Source organism: Marivita sp. S6314 (assembly GCF_023015985.1).
GTDB lineage: Bacteria > Pseudomonadota > Alphaproteobacteria > Rhodobacterales > Rhodobacteraceae > Marivita.
In genome coordinates, this window is the sequence record NZ_JALKAO010000009.1 from 16,684 (window position 1) to 34,281 (window position 17,598).

Sequence of the window (17,598 nt, forward strand, 5' to 3'; positions counted from 1 at the left end):
GTCAACCGGGGTAGGCCGGGCAATCGCCCGGCACATCCCAAACCCGGGCACCCGCCCCAAGGAGAGCCGCTGACACGCATCGGTGGCCGGACAAAGCAAAATCGCCCGTAGAGGGCACATTAGGAGAAGACACATGCGTCACGCACGAGGCTACCGCCGCCTGAACCGCACACACGAGCACCGCAAGGCGCTCTTTGCCAACATGGCTGGCTCGCTCATCGAACATGAGCAAATCAAGACAACCCTGCCCAAGGCCAAGGAACTGCGCCCGATCGTTGAAAAACTGATCACGCTGGGCAAGCGCGGCGACCTGCACGCGCGCCGTCAGGCTGCGGCACAGCTCAAGGAAGACAAGGACGTCGCCAAGCTGTTCGAGGTCCTCGGCCCTCGCTATGCAGAGCGCTCCGGCGGCTACATCCGCATCCTCAAGGCGGGTTTCCGCTATGGTGACATGGCGCCGATGGCGATCATCGAATTCGTCGACCGCGATGTTGACGCCAAAGGTGCTGCCGACAAAGCGCGCCTGGAAGAGCTGGAAGCAGCAGACGAAGAATAAGACCGATTCCGTTAAGGAACGGTGAAGCCCCGTCAGGTCTCTGGCGGGGCTTTTTCGTTTTTCGGCAAACGCGTGGCATCGGACCGTAGGCCGGGCTTCAGCCCGGCACGCGCATCCACCGAACGGCACGTTCCGACATGCTTAACCTTTCCCCACGATACCCCTCGCCATTGGATCCGATACCCGCTCCGTCTTTTGACAGAGCACCCAAAGCGACCACCCTCTCTCTACGGACGCACTGCGTTCAGACCATGAGAGACGCGTCTCACAAGGCCCTCCGGGGCACAGGTTCGGAGCCTTCCGGGGCTCTGCAAGGGGGAGAGGACGTCCACCCAACTCAGGTGAAGTCACCTCTTTTACAAGATGTAGGGTGCGTGATCTCACGCACCATTGATGACCCAAACGGTGCGTGAAAGCACACAACCTACGACCACCGCACCCGGTGCGGAACAGCACCGAAGGCGCCCGCACCATCGGTCACGCCGGAGGCGCGCTTTCAGCACGACCCGCCCCCCGGGCTGGCGATTTGTTGCCGTATGCGTGCCGCTCTTATGTCGCCCAGACATTGTTACCATAAGCGCGTAGCTCGGCACGAGGATGAACCCCGCGGTCTAGCTATGTCGCTACCTGAGTTATGTGCGAGGCAAACATGCTACGCTTACGTTGCAACGAGATAGTCAACAGTCTTCACCACGGTATTTACATCGCTGCGCGAAACTGGAAGCGCTAAGTCTCCATGGATGAGACCATTTCTTTTTGATACCAATGGCCTCAGTTGGTTAGCGGTGTCATAATCAATCATGCCGCGCTCCGCCAAAACAGTTACAATTCGTCCTGGGCTCTGTGTCCGCTCAAAAATCTTTGGATGAATGAACCTCACTGTGGATTCCAGTGTGCCCCATGCCAGCAAGAAAGCTGCTTTTTGGTTCCCTTTTTCAGAAACGCTTCGAACTTCTTCCAATGCGCTTCTTATGAGACTCAAACTACTTACCGCTGGACGATTGGTTTTTCGTATTTCGTCGGCATAAATGATTTCGAACTTCCAGTTCGGATTCATCTCGATCTTCGCTTTGAGCTCTTCGAGTTTCTTGTGAATAGATGGATTTCGCTTAGCTTTTACTTCATAGGCAATGTACGAATCACCCTTAGTAGCAAGAAAATCAGGCCGATAGCCTTGGAGGTTGAAAGGTACCTCTCCGCGTCCTGGCTGCTCAACAATAGAGTAGCCCTGCTTTTCCAGATCGGGGCGCAAGTGCTCCAAAACTTCACGTTCAGCTTCTGACGCGATCATAGCGCTTCACTCCAGGGTTCTGTCGACACTCTAATATATACAAAAGGCGGGTCATTAACTAGAGCCTCCGCCACAAGGTCTGGTAGAACCTCCTGATATTCATAGTCAGAGGGGAGAAAGCGTTGAGCCACTACCCGCGATACTTGTTTGTCATCAATGTACACCACTTCGTTCAAAGCATCTTGAATTCGCTTGATGATGTTGTCGACATCCCCCTGCGGTGGATCTGCCGGAAAATCGTAGATCGTTAGCGAGAGCTCTTTTTCACTTGGTTGCCAGTTTTTTGGAAGCGCTAGACTTGCTTCTCTCGCCACAGCATCCATCCATGGTTTTTTGCTTTTCGTTGCCTTCAGGCCTACGGGAGTACCTTTGACAGCGAACTTGAGTGGAAAAACCGAGCCATTCAAACATCCAACTCCTCAACAAACCGGGCGTTCTCCTGAATATACTGGAATCGCAATTCCGGCTTTTTCCCCATCAGCCGCTCTACCAGATCGCCGGTCTCACCCGGTTCGTCCTCGTCAATCGTCACGCGGATGAGTTTCCGCGAGCTAGGGTCCATCGTGGTCTCTTTCAAATCCTTCGCGTCCATCTCGCCCAGACCTTTAAAGCGCTGGACGTCGATTTTGCCTTTGCCGCCAAGGCCCTTTTCCATCATCTCGTCTTTCTCGGCATCGTCCGCCACGTAAAGCCGCTTGGCCCCCTGCGTGAGTCGGTAGAGCGGTGGACAGGCCAGATACAAGTGCCCCGCGTCGATCATCGGGCGCATTTGAGTAAAGAAAAATGTCATCAAAAGCGACGCGATATGCGCGCCGTCCACGTCGGCATCCGTCATGATGATAATCTTATCGTAACGAAGATCGTCCACGTTGAATTTCGTGCCCAGCCCGACACCCAGCGCCTGAGTGAGGTCATTGATCTCGTTGTTCGACCCCAGTTTAGAGGAGGCAGCGCCCAACACGTTCAGGATCTTCCCCCGCAGTGGCAACAGCGCCTGCGTCTTGCGATCCCGCGCCATCTTGGCCGATCCGCCCGCGCTGTCGCCCTCGACGATGAACAACTCCGTCCCGTCGCGCGTGTTCGACGAACAATCGACAAGCTTGCCGGGCAGCCGCAGCTTTTTCGTCGCTGTCTTGCGCGCGGTCTCTTTCTCCTGTCGCCTGCGCAACCGCTCCTCGGCCCGCAGCACAAGGAAGTCCAGGATGGCTCCAGCCGATTTCGTATCCGCCGCCAGCCAGTTGTCAAAATGGTCCCGCACGGAGCCTTCCACCAGACGCTGCGCCTCGGTTGTTGCGAGGCGATCTTTGGTCTGGCCCACAAATTCCGGTTCGCGGATAAAGCAGGACACCAGCGCGCACCCGCCGGTGATCAGGTCATCCCGCGTGATCTGCGTGGCTTTCTTGTTGTTCGACAATTCCCCATAGGCGCGGATGCCCTTGAGAATCGCCGCCCAGAACCCGGCCTCATGCGTGCCGCCTTCGGGCGTTGGCACGGTGTTACAGTAGGACTGGATGAACCCGTCGCGCGACGGCGTCCAGTTGATCGCCCATTCCACCTTGCCCGCAGCGCCGAACTTTTCCCTGAAATCAACCACCCCGGCAAAGGGCTTATCGGCATAAGTCGACGCAGATCCAAGCGTCTCGGTCAGGTAATCCGCCAGCCCGCCGGGGAAGTGAAAGGTTGCTTCCGTCGGCGTCTCGCCATCGTCGATCGCAGACTTCCAGCGGATCTCCACCCCCGAGAAAAGATACGCCTTGGAGCGCACCATCTTGAGCAACCGTGCCGGTTTGAACCGGTGTTTGCCGAAGATCTGTTCATCCGCATGAAACGTCACCCGCGTGCCGCGCCAGTTCGACGCCGCGCCGGTTTTTTCAACCTTGGTCAAGGGGATGCCGCGTGAAAAGCGCTGTTCATAAACCGCCTTGTTGCGCGCCACCTGAACCACCATCGAGTCGCTCAAAGCGTTCACAACCGACGCGCCAACCCCATGCAAACCGCCCGAGGTCTCATAAGCCTTGCCCGAAAATTTGCCGCCCGCGTGAAGCGTGCAGAGGATCACCTCAAGCGCGGATTTGTCCGGAAACTTTGGATGCGGATCAATCGGAATGCCGCGCCCGTTGTCGCGGATCGTGACGGCGAAATCCTCGTGCAGTTCCACCTCGATCCGGTTCGCGTGACCCGCGACCGCCTCGTCCATGGAGTTATCTAGGACCTCGGCCACCAGATGGTGCAAGGCGCGTTCATCCGTGCCGCCGATATACATGCCGGGACGTTTGCGGACGGGTTCCAATCCCTCCAGCACCTCGATCGAGGACGCATCATAGTCGGTCGGTTCGTGTCCCGAGAGGAGATCTTCGGCCATGGCAGCTGCTCTGTCTTTTGTTGGTTTTCGCCACTATGCCAGAGCGCGCGGGACGGGGGAAGCGTTAGCGTTTGTCGTCCTTCATCAACCTGTCGGCTTTGCGCCGCACCAGTACGCTGCGCAGGTCGTGCATGGCCAGCAAAAGCGCATCCGTCACGGTGTCCAGCTGGTCGTCCGTTGCCCGTGACTGCGCCCATTGGGTGGTCAGGTTCAGGTGATCCACGGCGCGCAGGATGTCATCCACATCCCGCTCCGCAAGCACCTCATGCCGGTCGGTCATCCAGTCGCGGATGACGGCGATGTCATCCTCGCTCAAGGTCCGGTCGCCATGGGGTTTAATCTCGCCATTGCGGATGTTCAAGACCGCGATCTGGTCCATCTCGATCCGCCGCTGGCGGTTCTCGGTATCGACGCGAAACACCAGGGCGCCGTTCTCCCTGACCCGGAAGTAATAGTCTGGCAGGTCGGCCCCCATCGCTTAACGCAATCCCGCGCAGAAGGTCTGGATGCGGCGGCAGGCCTCTTCAAGCACCGCATCCGCGGTGGCATAGCTGACGCGGAAATAAGGGCTAAGTCCGAAGGCAGCGCCAAAGACAACCGCGACCCCCTGTTCCTCCAGAAGCGCGTTTGCGAAATCTTCATCCGAATCGATTTTGGTACCTTCAGCGCTGGTTTTGCCGATACAGCCAGCGATGGACGGATAGACATAAAACGCGCCTTCCGGCACGGCGCAGGTGATGCCCTCTGCCGCGTTCAGTCCGGCCACCACCAGATCACGCCGTGTGCGGAAGGCGTCACAACGGGTTTGCAGGTAATCCTGCGGTCCGGTCAGGGCTTCCACCGTGGCCCATTGGCTGATCGAGCAGGGGTTCGACGTTGATTGCGACTGCAGTTTCCGCATCGCCTTGATCAGTGGCTCGGGGCCAGCGGCATAGCCGATGCGCCAGCCGGTCATGGCATATGCCTTGGACACACCGTTGACCGTCAGGGTGCGGTCATACAGCCCGGGCTCGACCTGCGCGGGCGTGCAGAACTGGAACCCGTCAAAGGCGAGGTGTTCGTACATATCATCGGTCATCACCCAGACATGGGGGTGCCGCAACAGAACATCGGTGAGCGCCTTCAACTGGTTGTGCCCGTATCCGGCCCCGGTCGGGTTCGATGGCGAGTTGAAGATGAACCACTTGGTGTTCGGGGTGATCGCCGCGTCCAGCGCTTCGGGTGTCAGGCGGAACCCGTTTTCGATCGTCGTTTCCACGATGACCGGTGTGCCGCCCGCAAGCTTGACCATATCGGGATAGCTGACCCAATAGGGGGCGGGAATGATCACCTCGTCGCCCGGGTTCAGCGTCGCCATCAGCGCATTGAACAACACCTGTTTGCCGCCCGTCGATACCGAAACCTGCGACGGGCTGTAGTCCAGCCCGTTGTCACGTTTGAACTTGTCACAGATCGCTTGCTTGACCTCCGGAATGCCATCCACGGCGGTGTATTTCGTTTTTCCCGCCTCAATCGCCGCAATTGCAGCGGCCTTGATGTTGTCGGGTGTGTCAAAGTCCGGTTCACCCGCACCAAGACCAATCACGTCTTTGCCGGCAGCCTTCAGATCCATCGCCTTTTGGGTCACGGCAATGGTGGGCGAGGGGCTTACACGGTCAAGCGCGTCGGACAGAAAGGGCATGGTGGCCTCTGTTTGTGATTGCGGTGTGACTGTCTTAGGGTGCGCCCGAATGGCGATCAAGCGGCGATCGCGAAAGGAGATTTGATGACCGAAAGCGACCAGGACTGGTACGCCCCTGAAATTGCCACCTTTGGTGACCGCCTGACGGCCGCCCGCGAGGCCACAGGCATGAGCCAGGAGGCGTTGGCAAAACGGTTGGGCGTCAAGAAATCAACGATGCGCAACTGGGAGGACGATTTGTCTGAACCGCGTGCGAATCGGCTGTCGATTCTGGCGGGTTTGCTGAACGTTTCGATCATGTGGTTGATCAATGGCGAAGGCGAAGGCGTTGAAAACCCGGATGCCGAAACCTTGCCCGGCGACATCACCGACATTATTCTTGAAATCCGGGAGATGAAAGCCGATCTGCATGCCAAGGCCGAACAGCTCGCGCGGCTGGAAAAGCGCCTGCGCCGGATGCTGAGTGTCGAGCCATGACCGAACAGCCCGAACATCGCCTCAAGCGGCTTCAGATGCGGTCCATGCGCCGTGGGATCAAGGAGATGGACATCATCCTGTCACGCTACGCCGACCTGCGGTTGGCAGGGTTCGATGCGGCGCAGCTGGATCACTACGAAGCATTGTTGTCGGAAAATGACCAGGATCTGTACCAATGGGTCAGCGGTCAGACATCGCCGCCGGACCGGTTCCGCGACATGATCGCCGATATCTCGACCGTCGCGTTTCAGCGGGGCGGATAGAGAAATTTGACGACTTAACCGATTCTTCGGGATTTTGCTGAATGCTCCGTCTCAACAGATAAGGCGGAGACAATAATGAGCATTCATGCATCTGTTGAGCAGAGCCGATCCAACGGGGTGTTGGACGGGTATTTGGAAGCACTGGCCTTGGTGGAACGGCTTCACCGATTGCTTCTGGATGTGATCAAGGACGAATTTGAACGGGTCGGCGTGATCGAAATCAACGCCGTGCAGGCGTTGCTGTTGTTCAACATCGGCGACAACGAGGTGACCGCGGGTGAACTGAAGACGCGCGGCTATTACCAGGGCAGCAATGTCAGCTACAACCTGAAAAAACTGGTTGATATGGGCTACATGCACCACCAGCGCTGTGAAATTGACCGACGCTCTGTGCGGGTTAAACTGACGGTGCGGGGGCGTGAAATCCGTGATCTGATCTCGGCGCTTTTCGCCCGGCATGCAGATGGCTTGATCGAGAAAAGGGTGATCGACAACACCACCCTGATCGAGATGGGCGAAACGCTGCGCCGGATGGAGCGGTACTGGACCGATCAGATCCGCTATATCTATTGATCGTTACCCGGGGCGCGGCACCTCGACCGGCCGCGCGCTCAGGATTCTGTCATTGATCTCCCGAAACAGTTTTCGGGTCATGGCTTGTCGGTAGCCTTCATATCCTTCGGAGGTTTCGACAAAAGCGCCAAAGCCAAAGCGCACTTCGCGCTGGAAATAGGCCAGCACATCCGGTGCGCTGCCCAGCACGGCCAACCCGTTCACCGTGACATTGGCAAAGGGAAAATTCTTGTAAGCCAGATGCGGCGGAAACCCGTCATTGTTTTGCCCGTCGCCCGAAAGATCGATCACCCGTCGATCGCATTGTGGGCCCCGCGATAACACTGTGGCCCCGAATCCCAAAGCGTACCCCATCGCCGTGGGAAACCGGGTTTGGCTTCGAGGGGCGGATTTCAAGGCGCGGATCAATTCATCGATGGCCGCATTGTCGGTGAGCATGATCCAGTCGCTGACCATCGCGCTTTGACGCCGACCGCTCCATTCGAAGATTGCCATCGACACATGGCCGGACCCTTGCAAAAGGGCTGCCCGAATGTCCGGATTGTCCAGCGCGGCAGCCAGACCGTCGCGTTGCAATATGTATTCCTCGGCATCCACCGACGACGACACATCCAGCGCCAGCAGCAGGGCAAGGCGACAGTGATCCTGCGCAAAGGCTGGACCAGAGGCTCCGGCCCAAAGCGCAATGATCCACCCTGCCAACCAACCCCGCATCACATTACCAGTGCCCGGTGTTTTCCATGCTGGACCACGGTTCTTGCGGTGGAAGGTTGTCGCCCGCCTGAAGCAATTCGATCGAGATATTGTCCGGCGAGCGCACAAACGCCATATGCCCGTCGTGTGGTGGGCGATTGATCGTCACACCGTTGTCCATGAGATGCTGGCACAACGCGTAAATATCATCGACGCGGTAGGCCAGATGCCCGAAATGGCGGCTGTCGGATGGCAAACCATCGTCCCCGTCCCAGTTGTACGTCAGCTCAATCGGGCACTCCTCCTGACCTTCAGGTGCCAGGAAAATAAGCGTAAATCGACCTTTTTCATTCTCGATCCGGCGGGTCTCTTTCAAACCCAGCAGGTTGTAGAACCGAAGGGATGCATCAAGATCTTTAACACGGACCATGGTGTGGAGATAGCGAAGGGGCATACTCACCTCGTTGTTAGCGCTTTGGGCAGGTTAGGCCGGAATGACGCAATGTCGAGGGCGATTTCACCGTCAAAAGGCGGAACGGATGCCCATTTGAATGCCGAAATTCTCGGTCTCGTAGATGTCGATATTCGCCTCGGTCCGCTCGGCCCGCAAGGTGATCGTTGGCATAAAGCCATAGTAATCAAGGTCCGGCAGTGCGGCGGTGACCGACGCTTCCACCGATCGTTCTTTGCGCCCGTCAGACGAAAATCCGGATTTTTCATGGGTTTTGTCGCCCAATGTCACCCCGAATTGCAGCAACATCGGCCCGACTGGTTTTGCCAGGCTGTACTGCATCGCGATCTTGCGTTCGGTGTAGTCAAGGTAGTCGGCGTCGCTTTGCGATGCGCTATAGAATGCAGACAGTGACAGGCGATTGCCATTCTCAAAGGAATGGCCGTAGCCAACCCGCCCCGACCAGATCGCGGAATCGTCGCGCCCGTTCTGGCCGTTTTGAATTTCGCGGCTCAGAGACAGGCTGGCCAAACCGCGATCCCCGACAACATGCTGGTAGGTTGTGCCGATGCGCGCGTATTGCAGAAGGTCTTCGCCCGCATACCAGCTTGCACCAAGACGCATGTTCCAGCCCCAACGTGCCTTGATGTTCGGCAGACGGTACGATTCGTTCAGGCCGACATAGGCGGATGTCGTGGCGAAATCTGCACCATCGGCATCCGGGGCGATCTCTTTCGCATCGTCTGATAGGACATAAGTGCGATGACGTGCGCCGAATCGCAGATCGGTGCGCTTTCGCTGGGTTTCAACAAGCCTGTAACGCGTGTCGATCTGCGCCGAAATTTCCACACCAGACAGCGCGCGAGCTTGGCCTTCTAGCTGAAATTCAAACGGCAAATCAAAGAGTTCGGATGTTTCATTGCGGCTGCCATTGTTGATGTTGGAGCTGGGGGCAATGGAAAAGCTGAGCGAGGTCGACCAGGGATTCTGTCGACGCACATAGCGAAAATCCTGGGCCGCGCGCGCCTTCAGCCTGTCATTTGGCGCAAGCTGCACCGCGCGCCGCAACCAAAGCTGGGCGGCAGTCCGGCGTCCGGCGGATGACAGCGCCTGTGCATTGGCCAGGGCTGCCGCGTATTTTGCCTCGGGCGCATCTGCCAGAGCCCATGCCGCGCGCGCATGCGTCAGCGCATCTTCATTGCGCCCCAGATCCCGCGCCGCGCGGGATTTGATAAGATGCGCGTTAAGATCGACGGCATCCCGGCCAATCAGCGCGTGGGCCAGATCATACGCCAGGCGCGGTTGTCCTTGTGAGACGGCCTGACCGGCAAGTTCGCGCATCTGCGACGGGCTGAGCGTGACGTCTGCGCTTGCGCTGTCCACATACCCGAAGGTTGCGAGCGCAAGTGCCCCAATTGTTCGCCGCAGATGACCCATCACTGACGGTATACGACGAATCCGCCTGTTTCCTGCACCTTGGTGCCGCTGACACGCGGGTCGTCACTTTCCATCACCAGCACGCCCACGACTTCGCCAGCATCCTCACCGGACACGATGGCAAAGTAGGTGCCTTCGCCGGTGGCTTGCGTGCTGCCGTCACTGAAGTCCGCCAGCGCGCGCAATTCGCCCGAAATCTCGCCATTGGCATCGGCATCGTCCGGAGAAATCACGGGACGGATCCGCGGCAAAACAGGGTTTCCATCATCATCCGTCTGGACAACCACTGTCGCACCGGACCCACCATCCTCGCCATCCAGATCGCCGAGATCGCCGAACAGACCGCCCCCGCCAGCGCCTGCCGTGCTCAGCGCGTCCAGGTATTGCTGAGTGATGTCGTTGCCTTCGCTGTCGAACAGGCGACGGTTGTCGACAAACAGGGCGACACCGCGCTGACCATTGTTGAAGTCTTTGAAATCGATGCGCAATTCAGCTTCGCCCTGGGTGAACTCAATACCGCTCCGGCCGCTGAACACGCGAATACCGGCATAGTCGCCACGGTAGCTTGCATCGCCTTCATTCGGCAAAACAAGGCGCACCGGGTTGCCGTCATTGTCGACGCCGTTCCGCTGGTAAACAAAGCCGCCGAAGCCGTAGTCGACATAGGATCCGGACCGCACGATAGCGAATTCCGTTTCACCTGTCACACTACGGCCGTAAATTGCGCGGTAGGTGAATGTGTTCAGACTGGCCCCGGTGACCGGGTCGTTGGTTTCTTCCTTGCCCTCGTAGACCGCGTACGTCCCCAACTGGGCGATGCCGGTTACAGGATCGCCGCGCGTGTAGATGTTATCGCCGTCGAATGCGATGTTATCGACCACGAATTCGTCCTGGCCCTGATCATTGCGGTATTCGATGTTTCGGGCGAATCCCCCGCCTGTTTCGTTGTCGAGCGCTTCGCGCCGCACGATTGAGGTGTCGGGGCTTGGGTTGGACGTGCCGGGTGGCAGTTCCGGAGTGCGGCCATCACTGTCGATCGGTGTTTCCCCATCGCCGCCGCCCGTGTCAGGATCGGTTTCTTCCGGCGTGACCAGAACGTCGCCGCCGCCGCTTTCGCAAGCGGCCACGAAACCAAGACACAGGAGCAAGAGTAAAATGCGCGTCATTTAAAGAACTGCCTCAGGTTGGGTGGTCCGGTGGTCGTCTGTGTGACCTCGCGACGAAAATCTGGCAGGGTTCATGGAAAGTCAACGCCAAGCAGGCAAAAGTCACCGAAAAAGCAGGGCAGTGCGGCGCAGATACATGGCGCTACTCTTGGTGGTTCCTGCGGGGTGAACCACGATATATAGTCAGTCACGACTCATTCTTGTGGAAAGGAATCGCGATGCCCCTGTCGTCGGAACACCAGGCCGAAATCGAAGCGCAACGCGCGGCACCGCAGCAGACATTGCGCGCGGTCAGCACCGGTATGGAAGGGCATCTTTATACCGCCTATCCGGTTCTGGATCATGGGTTTATTCGTGTGGTCGACTATATGGGCGACGATTCCGCAATTTGTCAGGCGGCGCGCGTATCGTACGGCAAGGGCACGAAATCCGTACAGAATGACGAAGGGCTGATCCGGTATCTGATGCGTCATTGGCATTCGACGCCGTTCGAGATGTGCGAGATTAAACTTCACGTCAAGCTGCCGGTTTTTGTTGCGCGGCAATGGATTCGGCACCGCACCGCGAACGTCAACGAGTACTCGGCCCGGTATTCGATCCTTGATCGCGAATTTTATATTCCCGCGCCCGAACATCTTGCGGCGCAGTCCGTCATCAACAACCAGGGCCGGGGTGCGGCGCTTGAGGGTGAAGAGGCGGATCGCGTGTTGCGGTATCTGCGCGATGACGCGATGCGCTGTTATGATCATTATGAAGAGATGATCAGCGATGAGGGTCAGCAAGGCCTGGCCCGGGAACTGGCCCGCATGAACCTGCCCGCGAATATCTACACGCAATGGTATTGGAAGGTCGATCTGCACAACCTGCTCCATTTCCTCCGACTCAGGGCAGATTCGCATGCGCAGTATGAAATAAGGGTTTACGCCGACGAAATTTGCAAAGTCGTCGCCGACTGGGTCCCCTTCGCTTACCGGGCCTTCGAAGATTACCGCATGGGCGGCGCGACCTTGTCATCCACCGCGCTGGAGTGCGTGCGGCGGATGCTGAAAGGCGAAACCGTCACGCAAGAAAACTCCGGAATGTCTAAGGGAGAATGGCGCGAGTTTGAAGCGACTTTGACATAAAATTCGATGGGGCTCCTTGAATTTGCGCCAAGTTGCAGTGGGGATGTGCCGACGGGTTTATCCAAGGATTCCCGGCCAGTTCGCCTCACCCTTGGCGATGTTGCCGGGGATGTCCTCGAGCCACAACTCGCGGGCGCGGAGGTTGGCGTTGAGGTAGAGTTTGTCCTCGTAGATTGTCCAGGCCTCGGGGGTTGTCGGCGCGAGGTAGCCGCGGGAGGCGGCGAAGGCGCAGTAGCCTCCGAAGGCGGGCGCGAAGGCGGTTGGGTTGGCCTGAAATGCGTCGGCAGAACTTTGATCGGCAAAACGCCACGTCGCGCCTTTATACTGAACGCTTCGGTCAGGGCTGCCGGCAACCGGGCCGTTTTGGGTGAAATATCCCACGGGGTCTGACCCGTCGATCGCGATGCCGGCCTCTTGGTAGATCTCGGGTTCGGCGGCGAATGCCGGTCGCGCGAGCAAAAGGGCCGGGGTGGCGAGGGTGAGTTTGACAAAGCTGCGGCGGTGCATCGGCGTTGGTCCTTTTTTAACACTTGTAAGCGATAGATGGGGAAGCCGGAGCCCAAAAGAAGGAAACTGATACAATCATCCCGCAGCTGTGAAACGCTGTCATCGTCATCGCCCCCTTGGCATTGCGCTATGTCCCGCTTATAGGCACGGTCTGATCCCGAACAGCCGGAGGCCCATGATGCAGGGCAGTGCCAATCTCAACATCATGATCAAAGCTGCGCGAAAGGCGGGCAGGTCATTGAACAAGGATTTTCGCGAAGTCGAAAACCTGCAGACCTCGGCTGCCAATGCAGAGAAATTTGTGGACCGCGCGCAGGCTGCGGCGTCTGACATCCTTCGTGAGGAGCTCACCTCTGCGCGTGGCACATATGGGTATCTTGAGCCGCGTGGTGAAACCGAAGGCGAGGATCCGACGCGCCGCTGGATCGTGAATGCGCTGGAGGGAGCGGGCAACTTTCTTCATGGTCAGCCTCATTTCGCGGTGACCATTGCGCTGGAACACAAGGGGCAGATCGTTTCTGCGGTGGTGTTCGATTCGGCCAAGGACGAAATGTTCTATGCCGAAAAAGGCCAGGGGGCCTGGCTGAATGACAACAAACGTGTGCGCGTTTCAAGCCGGGATCGTCTGGTTGACGCGATTGTCGCGCACGCGGTGCCACATGGTGTGAAGCGGACCTTGCCTGCGACGCTCAAGGATCTGGCGCGGGTGATGCCGGAATGCTCCGGACTGCGCGCCTCGGGATCGACGGCGCTGGATCTTGCCTATGTCGCGGCGGGTCGGTTTGACGGGTTCTGGCGGCGCGAGGCCTCGCGTCTGGAGCTTGCGGCGGGCCTGCTTATTGCCTCCGAAGCGGGTGCGCTGACGGAAGGGGTGCGTGCCGGGCAGAAGCCTTTGGAAGACGGCGCTGTGCTCTGCACCAACAACCAGCTGTTTTCCGCGCTTGCCAAGGTGATCCGGGCCACCGACTGAACCAAGGCTGTTCCCCTTTTGCCGTGATGTGTATCATCGACGGACAATATCAGGGGGAGTGTGCAGATGCGTCTCAGAGGTGTGCGGGGCAGCCGGAACATTGAAGATCGTCGGCGCAGCGGTCGCGGTGGCAAAGCCGGGATCGGTGGCGTGGGTCTTTTGGTGGTCTTGGCCATCGGGTATTTCGCCGGGATCGACGTCACGCCTTTGCTTCAGCAGACGTCGCAACAATCGCAGGCGCCGCGCGAACTGAGCGCGGAAGAAGAGCGTGCCGCTGAATTCACGTCTCGGGTATTGGCGACAACAGAAGAGGTCTGGGGCGAGATTTTCCCGGCGCAGGTGGGCCGGGCCTACAACGCCCCGGTGCTTGTTCTGTTTTCCGGCGCAACCGCGTCGCCCTGCGGGAATGCCAGCGGCGCAACCGGACCGTTTTATTGCCCTGCGGACCGCAAAGCGTATCTGGATACCGAGTTTTTTGCGACCTTGTCGCGCCAGTTGGGGGCCCGGGGGGATTTTGCCGCCGCCTATGTGATCGCGCATGAAGTGGCGCACCATGTGCAAAACGAACTGGGGATCCTTGGGCAGGTCAATGAGCGCCGACAGGTTGTTGGCGAAACCCAGGCAAACGCGCTGACCGTTCGGCTGGAGCTGCAAGCCGATTGCCTGTCCGGTGTCTGGGCGCGGTCGGTTGATGGGTTGCTGGAGCCCGGCGACCTTGAAGAGGCGTTGAACGCGGCGCGCATGATCGGGGACGATCATTTGCAGAGACGCGCCGGTCGCGTGCCGCAGCCACACACGTTCACGCATGGCACCTCGGAACAGCGGTCGCGCTGGTTTGCCACCGGGTATCAGACCGGTGATCTGCGCAGTTGCGACACGTTTGGTGCCCAAAGGCTCTGACATGGTGATCTACGCGGTTCCGGTCGGGCAGGGCATTCTTGGGATTTCGCCAATCCCGGGGGGCACGGGCGACTATGCCGGAGACGTGCGGCATCTGACCGAATGGAAACCTGCAATCGTGATGTCCCTGGTGACCGAGGTCGAACTGGTGGCGGCCGGGGCGGCAGGGTTGTGGCGCGATCTTGTCGATGGGGGCACGCGCTGGGAACATCTTCCGATCACCGATTTCGGGGTGCCGGATGACGCGTTTGTGGAGGCTTGGCCGGATGTCAGCGCGCATGCGCGGCGCGCGCTGAGGGGGGGCGGGCGGATCCTGATCCATTGTCGGGGCGGGTGCGGACGGTCCGGCATGGTGGCGCTGCGATTGATGATCGAGACAGGTGACGCGCCGGACGATGCGTTGCGGCGGTTGCGGGCGGTGCGGTCCTGCGCTGTTGAAACCGACGCGCAACTGAACTGGGCGCTTGAGGCGCGACGGGAACCGGCTGTGTTCCTGCGCCATGCGGACGATTTGGACTGACCTTCGCCCAGACGCCATGATTGCGTGGATGTGGGCGGTTACGCACATGCGCTGGAGTTGCGCGGGCGGATACGGTTGCCCGGCCATCGCTGTACAATGCAGAGCTCTCGTGCAGTGGGGAAAAGTGAGAGGCTGGACAACGACCCAAGCGGGGCTCGTTACGGCTGCTTCCTTCCGGATCTGACCGGGTTGGCGAGGCGCTCGCCCGCGCCAACCTCTCGGGGGTGAGATAAGCCTCCGGTCCGCGAATTGCAAGAGCCCCTTTGGTGTGCCCTCCGGGCGTGTGCATTGCCCTTTTCAGTCTGCCGTGGCATCGCGGAGACCCACAGAGTCGGAGCAGATATGCGCAATGCGGAACAGGTGACATTCGGAGGGTCGGCGCTCGACCGGGCGGCAGAGCTGCGGGGAAATATTCCGGCGCTGGCCGCGGCGCTGCAGGATGCCGCAACCCGGACAATCCTTTTGTGGCGCGGCAAACCGCTTGTCACCGGCACGGCTGGAACGCGAACGCTGGTTCGGCTTCCGTTGGATCATCCGGTGCTGCGCCATGCCGAGGTGCCGCCGATCCTGCTGGGACGCGAAGAGGGCGCGGTGCGATTCGCGCATGACATTTCGTCCTGGGTGCCCGAGCAGGATATCAGCGAGGTTGGCGCGTTCATTGACACAAGTGAACAGCGCCATCCGCTTTTGCCCGACGATCACGGCTTTGCAGAGCTGCGCAGCGTGATGACGGCGCTGACGCCGCGGGATGCGGAGTTGGCGGCGACGGCCAAGGCGATTCTGGGATGGCATGAGACGCACGGGTTTTGCGCGCGTTGCGGTGCGCCCAGTGATGTCACACAGGCCGGATGGCAGCGGGTGTGCCAGGCCTGTGGCGGCAGTCATTTCCCGCGCACCGATCCGGTGGTGATCATGCTGATTACCCGTGGCAACCGGGTGCTGCTGGGGCGTTCGCCGGGCTGGCCCGAGGGCATGTATTCCTGCCTTGCGGGGTTCGTGGAACCCGGTGAGACGATCGAGGCCGCGGTGCGGCGCGAAGTCTGGGAGGAGGCAGGGGTGCGCGTGGGCGCGGTGCGCTACCTGTCCAGCCAGCCCTGGCCCTTTCCGGCGTCGCTGATGTTTGGCTGTCATGGCGACGCGCTGACCGAGGAGATCACGATTGATCCGGTCGAGATTGAAGACGCGATTTGGGTCAGCCGCGAAGAGATCATGGATGCCTTTGCCGGGCGGCGTGACGGGCTGTTGCCCGCCCGAAAAGGGGCCATCGCACATTTTTTACTGCGCAATTGGGTTGCCGACACGTTGGATTGACGCAACTCTGGTAGGAGCGAACGAAAAGGGACGGCCCCATGCAAGTGACGGCAACGGAAGATGTTGCAGCCCCGATTGAGCACGTGTTTGCAGAGTTGACGGCGTTTGATGCGCTGGAGCGGCAGGCGTTGCGGCGCGGGATCGATGTGCGCCGCACGTTTCGTGGCGCGCTGCCGAATATCGACGAGGGCTGGGAGGCGAAGTTTCGGTTTCGCGGCAAAGACCGGACCGCGCAGGTGACCCTTCAAAGCCATGAGGCCCCGCAATTCCTGCGCTTTGGCGGCGTGTCCGGTGGGCTTGAGACCGACACGCAAATCGAGCTGGTGCCGATGTCGCCGAACCGCACGCGGGTGACTGTCGTGCTCAAGATGAAGCCAAACACGCTGTCGGCGCGTCTGTTGGTTCAGTCCTTCAAACTGGCACGGTCCAGTATCAACAAAAGGTTCAAGAAACGTATGTCGCATTACGCAAAAGAGATCGAAGCCAAGCTGGCGAAAACGGCATGAGCCTGCGTCGCGGCCTGTTCGCCGCCTGTCTCGCAATGCTGCCCGCCATGGTTGGGGCGCATGAGTTCTGGATCGAACCGGACGCCTACCAGGTGGCTCCGGGCGACACGATGACTGCGCAGTTGCGGGTTGGTGAGACATTTGGCGGATCGGTTCAGTCCTACCTGCCGCGCAATTTTCAACGCTTCGATCTGCGCTGCAACGGTGCGACCTCCAAGGTGACGGGGCGCGCGGGGGACCGTCCGGCCTTGTCGGTCACGGCGCCCGGCGACGGGTTGTGCGTGGTGATCCACCAGACACGGTATTTCGCGTTGACCTACGAGACGTGGCAGAAATTTGTGAATTTCGTCGAGCACAAGGATTTCCGGTCGGCGATTGCCGATCACCGGGCACGGGGCTTGCCGGAAAAAGACTTCACCGAACAATACAGCCGCTATGCCAAGAGCCTGATTGCCGTGGGCAGCGGACGCGGCGCGGACGGGCCGGTTGGGCTTACGACCGAGATCGTGGCCGAGGCAAACCCGTATACGGACAATCTGTCCGGGGGCATGCCGGTACAGGTGTTGTTCAAGGGGCGTCCCCGGGCCGATGCGCAGGTGGAGTTGTTTGCCAAATCGCCAGGTGGCCGCGTCACGGTGAGTTTGCATCGGACTGATGGTCAGGGACGGGCGCGATTGCCGGTCAAACCCGGCCATTCCTACCTTGTCGATGCCGTGGTGCTGCGCCCGGTCACACCGCGTCAGGACGGTGATCCGGTCTGGGAAACGCTTTGGGCGTCGCTGACGTTTTCGGTGCCCGGCTAGGGGGGCG

Annotated in this window: 21 protein-coding genes and 1 other RNA gene; 11 read left to right on the plus strand and 11 right to left on the minus strand. The window is 59.6% G+C overall.

All coding sequences use genetic code 11. The features are described from left to right. Positions 1-133: 133 nt before the first annotated feature. A complete protein-coding gene (rplQ, locus tag MWU54_RS17645; protein ID WP_247086388.1) occupies positions 134-556 on the plus strand; it encodes a 50S ribosomal protein L17 in 423 nt (140 codons plus the stop codon). A 658-nt stretch (positions 557-1,214) separates the two neighbouring features. Here the strand turns inward: rplQ and MWU54_RS17650 are convergent. The 5 genes from MWU54_RS17650 to MWU54_RS17670 all read right to left on the minus strand — a co-directional run bounded on the left by MWU54_RS17650 (position 1,215) and on the right by MWU54_RS17670 (position 5,890). Further along, positions 1,215-1,847, minus strand: coding sequence for a hypothetical protein (locus tag MWU54_RS17650; protein WP_247086390.1), 633 nt, complete (start codon positions 1,845-1,847; stop codon positions 1,215-1,217). Further along, positions 1,844-2,254 (minus strand): RusA family crossover junction endodeoxyribonuclease, encoded by a 411-nt coding sequence (locus tag MWU54_RS17655; RefSeq protein ID WP_247086392.1) that lies wholly within the window; start codon positions 2,252-2,254, stop codon positions 1,844-1,846. The genes MWU54_RS17650 and MWU54_RS17655 overlap by 4 nt, the downstream gene beginning before the upstream one ends. Further along, a complete protein-coding gene (parE, locus tag MWU54_RS17660) occupies positions 2,251-4,209 on the minus strand; it encodes a DNA topoisomerase IV subunit B (protein WP_247086394.1) in 1,959 nt (652 codons plus the stop codon). Before parE ends, MWU54_RS17655 begins: the two co-directional genes overlap by 4 nt. A gap of 64 nt (positions 4,210-4,273) precedes the next feature. Then, positions 4,274-4,684: a hypothetical protein gene (locus MWU54_RS17665; protein ID WP_247086396.1), complete on the minus strand. Its 411-nt coding sequence runs from the start codon at positions 4,682-4,684 to the stop codon at positions 4,274-4,276. Positions 4,685-4,687: 3 nt separating this feature from the next. After that, positions 4,688-5,890: a pyridoxal phosphate-dependent aminotransferase gene (locus tag MWU54_RS17670; protein WP_247086398.1), complete on the minus strand. Its 1,203-nt coding sequence runs from the start codon at positions 5,888-5,890 to the stop codon at positions 4,688-4,690. Positions 5,891-5,974: 84 nt separating this feature from the next. Between MWU54_RS17670 and MWU54_RS17675 the strand changes: the two genes are divergently transcribed. From MWU54_RS17675 to MWU54_RS17685, 3 genes are all read left to right on the plus strand, one after another. After that, positions 5,975-6,367 (plus strand): helix-turn-helix transcriptional regulator, encoded by a 393-nt coding sequence (locus MWU54_RS17675; protein WP_247086400.1) that lies wholly within the window; start codon positions 5,975-5,977, stop codon positions 6,365-6,367. Next, positions 6,364-6,630, plus strand: coding sequence for a succinate dehydrogenase assembly factor 2 (locus MWU54_RS17680; RefSeq protein ID WP_247086402.1), 267 nt, complete (start codon positions 6,364-6,366; stop codon positions 6,628-6,630). The genes MWU54_RS17675 and MWU54_RS17680 overlap by 4 nt, the downstream gene beginning before the upstream one ends. A gap of 75 nt (positions 6,631-6,705) precedes the next feature. Next, positions 6,706-7,203 carry a winged helix DNA-binding protein gene (locus tag MWU54_RS17685; RefSeq protein WP_247086404.1) on the plus strand — a complete coding sequence of 166 codons (498 nt, stop codon included), beginning with the start codon at positions 6,706-6,708 and terminating at the stop codon, positions 7,201-7,203. Between the two features lie 3 nt (positions 7,204-7,206). Here MWU54_RS17685 and MWU54_RS17690 read toward each other — a convergent pair whose 3' ends face one another. From MWU54_RS17690 to MWU54_RS17705, 4 genes are all read right to left on the minus strand, one after another. After that, positions 7,207-7,917: a DUF1194 domain-containing protein gene (locus MWU54_RS17690; protein ID WP_247086406.1), complete on the minus strand. Its 711-nt coding sequence runs from the start codon at positions 7,915-7,917 to the stop codon at positions 7,207-7,209. A gap of 4 nt (positions 7,918-7,921) precedes the next feature. Beyond that, entirely contained in the window at positions 7,922-8,350 is a 429-nt protein-coding gene (locus MWU54_RS17695) for a VOC family protein (protein ID WP_247086408.1), read from the minus strand. Between the two features lie 69 nt (positions 8,351-8,419). Beyond that, the gene (locus MWU54_RS17700) at positions 8,420-9,784 is read right to left on the minus strand and encodes a hypothetical protein (RefSeq protein ID WP_247086410.1); all 1,365 of its coding nucleotides are present in this window, start codon (positions 9,782-9,784) and stop codon (positions 8,420-8,422) included. Then, on the minus strand, positions 9,784-10,950 hold the full coding sequence (locus MWU54_RS17705; RefSeq protein ID WP_247086412.1) for a hypothetical protein: 1,167 nt from the start codon (positions 10,948-10,950) through the stop codon (positions 9,784-9,786). The genes MWU54_RS17700 and MWU54_RS17705 overlap by 1 nt, the downstream gene beginning before the upstream one ends. Before the next feature lie 218 nt (positions 10,951-11,168). On the opposite strand from MWU54_RS17705, the gene thyX reads away from it, so the two are divergent. After that, a complete protein-coding gene (thyX, locus tag MWU54_RS17710; RefSeq protein ID WP_247086414.1) occupies positions 11,169-12,074 on the plus strand; it encodes an FAD-dependent thymidylate synthase in 906 nt (301 codons plus the stop codon). A gap of 57 nt (positions 12,075-12,131) precedes the next feature. On the opposite strand, the gene MWU54_RS17715 is transcribed toward thyX, so the two are convergent. Beyond that, complete coding sequence (locus MWU54_RS17715; protein WP_247086416.1) at positions 12,132-12,581, minus strand: YHS domain-containing (seleno)protein; 450 nt, start codon at positions 12,579-12,581, stop codon at positions 12,132-12,134. Positions 12,582-12,759: 178 nt separating this feature from the next. On the opposite strand from MWU54_RS17715, the gene MWU54_RS17720 reads away from it, so the two are divergent. The 3 genes from MWU54_RS17720 to MWU54_RS17730 all read left to right on the plus strand — a co-directional run bounded on the left by MWU54_RS17720 (position 12,760) and on the right by MWU54_RS17730 (position 14,971). After that, positions 12,760-13,551, plus strand: coding sequence for an inositol monophosphatase family protein (locus MWU54_RS17720; RefSeq protein WP_247086475.1), 792 nt, complete (start codon positions 12,760-12,762; stop codon positions 13,549-13,551). 66 nt (positions 13,552-13,617) lie between these two features. Continuing rightward, entirely contained in the window at positions 13,618-14,451 is an 834-nt protein-coding gene (locus tag MWU54_RS17725; RefSeq protein ID WP_247086418.1) for a neutral zinc metallopeptidase, read from the plus strand. Next, complete coding sequence (locus MWU54_RS17730) at positions 14,435-14,971, plus strand: protein-tyrosine phosphatase family protein (RefSeq protein WP_348647677.1); 537 nt, start codon at positions 14,435-14,437, stop codon at positions 14,969-14,971. The genes MWU54_RS17725 and MWU54_RS17730 overlap by 17 nt, the downstream gene beginning before the upstream one ends. 122 nt (positions 14,972-15,093) lie before the next feature. Here the strand turns inward: MWU54_RS17730 and ffs are convergent. Beyond that, an RNA gene (gene ffs / locus MWU54_RS17735) (signal recognition particle sRNA small type) lies at positions 15,094-15,192 on the minus strand. Between the two features lie 121 nt (positions 15,193-15,313). On the opposite strand from ffs, the gene nudC reads away from it, so the two are divergent. The 3 genes from nudC to MWU54_RS17750 are packed head-to-tail and all read left to right on the plus strand — an operon-like array spanning position 15,314 to position 17,591. Continuing rightward, the gene (gene nudC, locus MWU54_RS17740) at positions 15,314-16,282 is read left to right on the plus strand and encodes an NAD(+) diphosphatase (protein WP_247086420.1); all 969 of its coding nucleotides are present in this window, start codon (positions 15,314-15,316) and stop codon (positions 16,280-16,282) included. A gap of 38 nt (positions 16,283-16,320) precedes the next feature. Further along, entirely contained in the window at positions 16,321-16,788 is a 468-nt protein-coding gene (locus MWU54_RS17745; RefSeq protein WP_247086422.1) for an SRPBCC family protein, read from the plus strand. Further along, positions 16,785-17,591, plus strand: a complete 807-nt coding sequence (locus MWU54_RS17750; protein ID WP_247086424.1) for a DUF4198 domain-containing protein — start codon at positions 16,785-16,787, stop codon at positions 17,589-17,591. Before MWU54_RS17745 ends, MWU54_RS17750 begins: the two co-directional genes overlap by 4 nt. The last annotated feature ends 7 nt before the right edge of the window (positions 17,592-17,598 follow it).

Coding starts and splice junctions, on each gene's coding strand:
- MWU54_RS17745 (WP_247086422.1), top strand. CDS start 16,321: ATGCAAGTGACGGCAACGGAAGATGTTGCAGCCCCGATTGAGCACGTG.
- MWU54_RS17720 (WP_247086475.1), top strand. CDS start 12,760: ATGCAGGGCAGTGCCAATCTCAACATCATGATCAAAGCTGCGCGAAAG.
- MWU54_RS17690 (WP_247086406.1), bottom strand. CDS start 7,917: ATGCGGGGTTGGTTGGCAGGGTGGATCATTGCGCTTTGGGCCGGAGCC.
- MWU54_RS17695 (WP_247086408.1), bottom strand. CDS start 8,350: ATGCCCCTTCGCTATCTCCACACCATGGTCCGTGTTAAAGATCTTGAT.
- MWU54_RS17665 (WP_247086396.1), bottom strand. CDS start 4,684: ATGGGGGCCGACCTGCCAGACTATTACTTCCGGGTCAGGGAGAACGGC.
- MWU54_RS17725 (WP_247086418.1), top strand. CDS start 13,618: ATGCGTCTCAGAGGTGTGCGGGGCAGCCGGAACATTGAAGATCGTCGG.
- nudC (WP_247086420.1), top strand. CDS start 15,314: ATGCGCAATGCGGAACAGGTGACATTCGGAGGGTCGGCGCTCGACCGG.
- MWU54_RS17680 (WP_247086402.1), top strand. CDS start 6,364: ATGACCGAACAGCCCGAACATCGCCTCAAGCGGCTTCAGATGCGGTCC.
- MWU54_RS17650 (WP_247086390.1), bottom strand. CDS start 1,847: ATGATCGCGTCAGAAGCTGAACGTGAAGTTTTGGAGCACTTGCGCCCC.
- MWU54_RS17685 (WP_247086404.1), top strand. CDS start 6,706: ATGAGCATTCATGCATCTGTTGAGCAGAGCCGATCCAACGGGGTGTTG.
- MWU54_RS17750 (WP_247086424.1), top strand. CDS start 16,785: ATGAGCCTGCGTCGCGGCCTGTTCGCCGCCTGTCTCGCAATGCTGCCC.
- MWU54_RS17700 (WP_247086410.1), bottom strand. CDS start 9,784: ATGGGTCATCTGCGGCGAACAATTGGGGCACTTGCGCTCGCAACCTTC.
- rplQ (WP_247086388.1), top strand. CDS start 134: ATGCGTCACGCACGAGGCTACCGCCGCCTGAACCGCACACACGAGCAC.
- parE (WP_247086394.1), bottom strand. CDS start 4,209: ATGGCCGAAGATCTCCTCTCGGGACACGAACCGACCGACTATGATGCG.
- MWU54_RS17705 (WP_247086412.1), bottom strand. CDS start 10,950: ATGACGCGCATTTTACTCTTGCTCCTGTGTCTTGGTTTCGTGGCCGCT.
- MWU54_RS17670 (WP_247086398.1), bottom strand. CDS start 5,890: ATGCCCTTTCTGTCCGACGCGCTTGACCGTGTAAGCCCCTCGCCCACC.
- thyX (WP_247086414.1), top strand. CDS start 11,169: ATGCCCCTGTCGTCGGAACACCAGGCCGAAATCGAAGCGCAACGCGCG.
- MWU54_RS17715 (WP_247086416.1), bottom strand. CDS start 12,581: ATGCACCGCCGCAGCTTTGTCAAACTCACCCTCGCCACCCCGGCCCTT.
- MWU54_RS17675 (WP_247086400.1), top strand. CDS start 5,975: ATGACCGAAAGCGACCAGGACTGGTACGCCCCTGAAATTGCCACCTTT.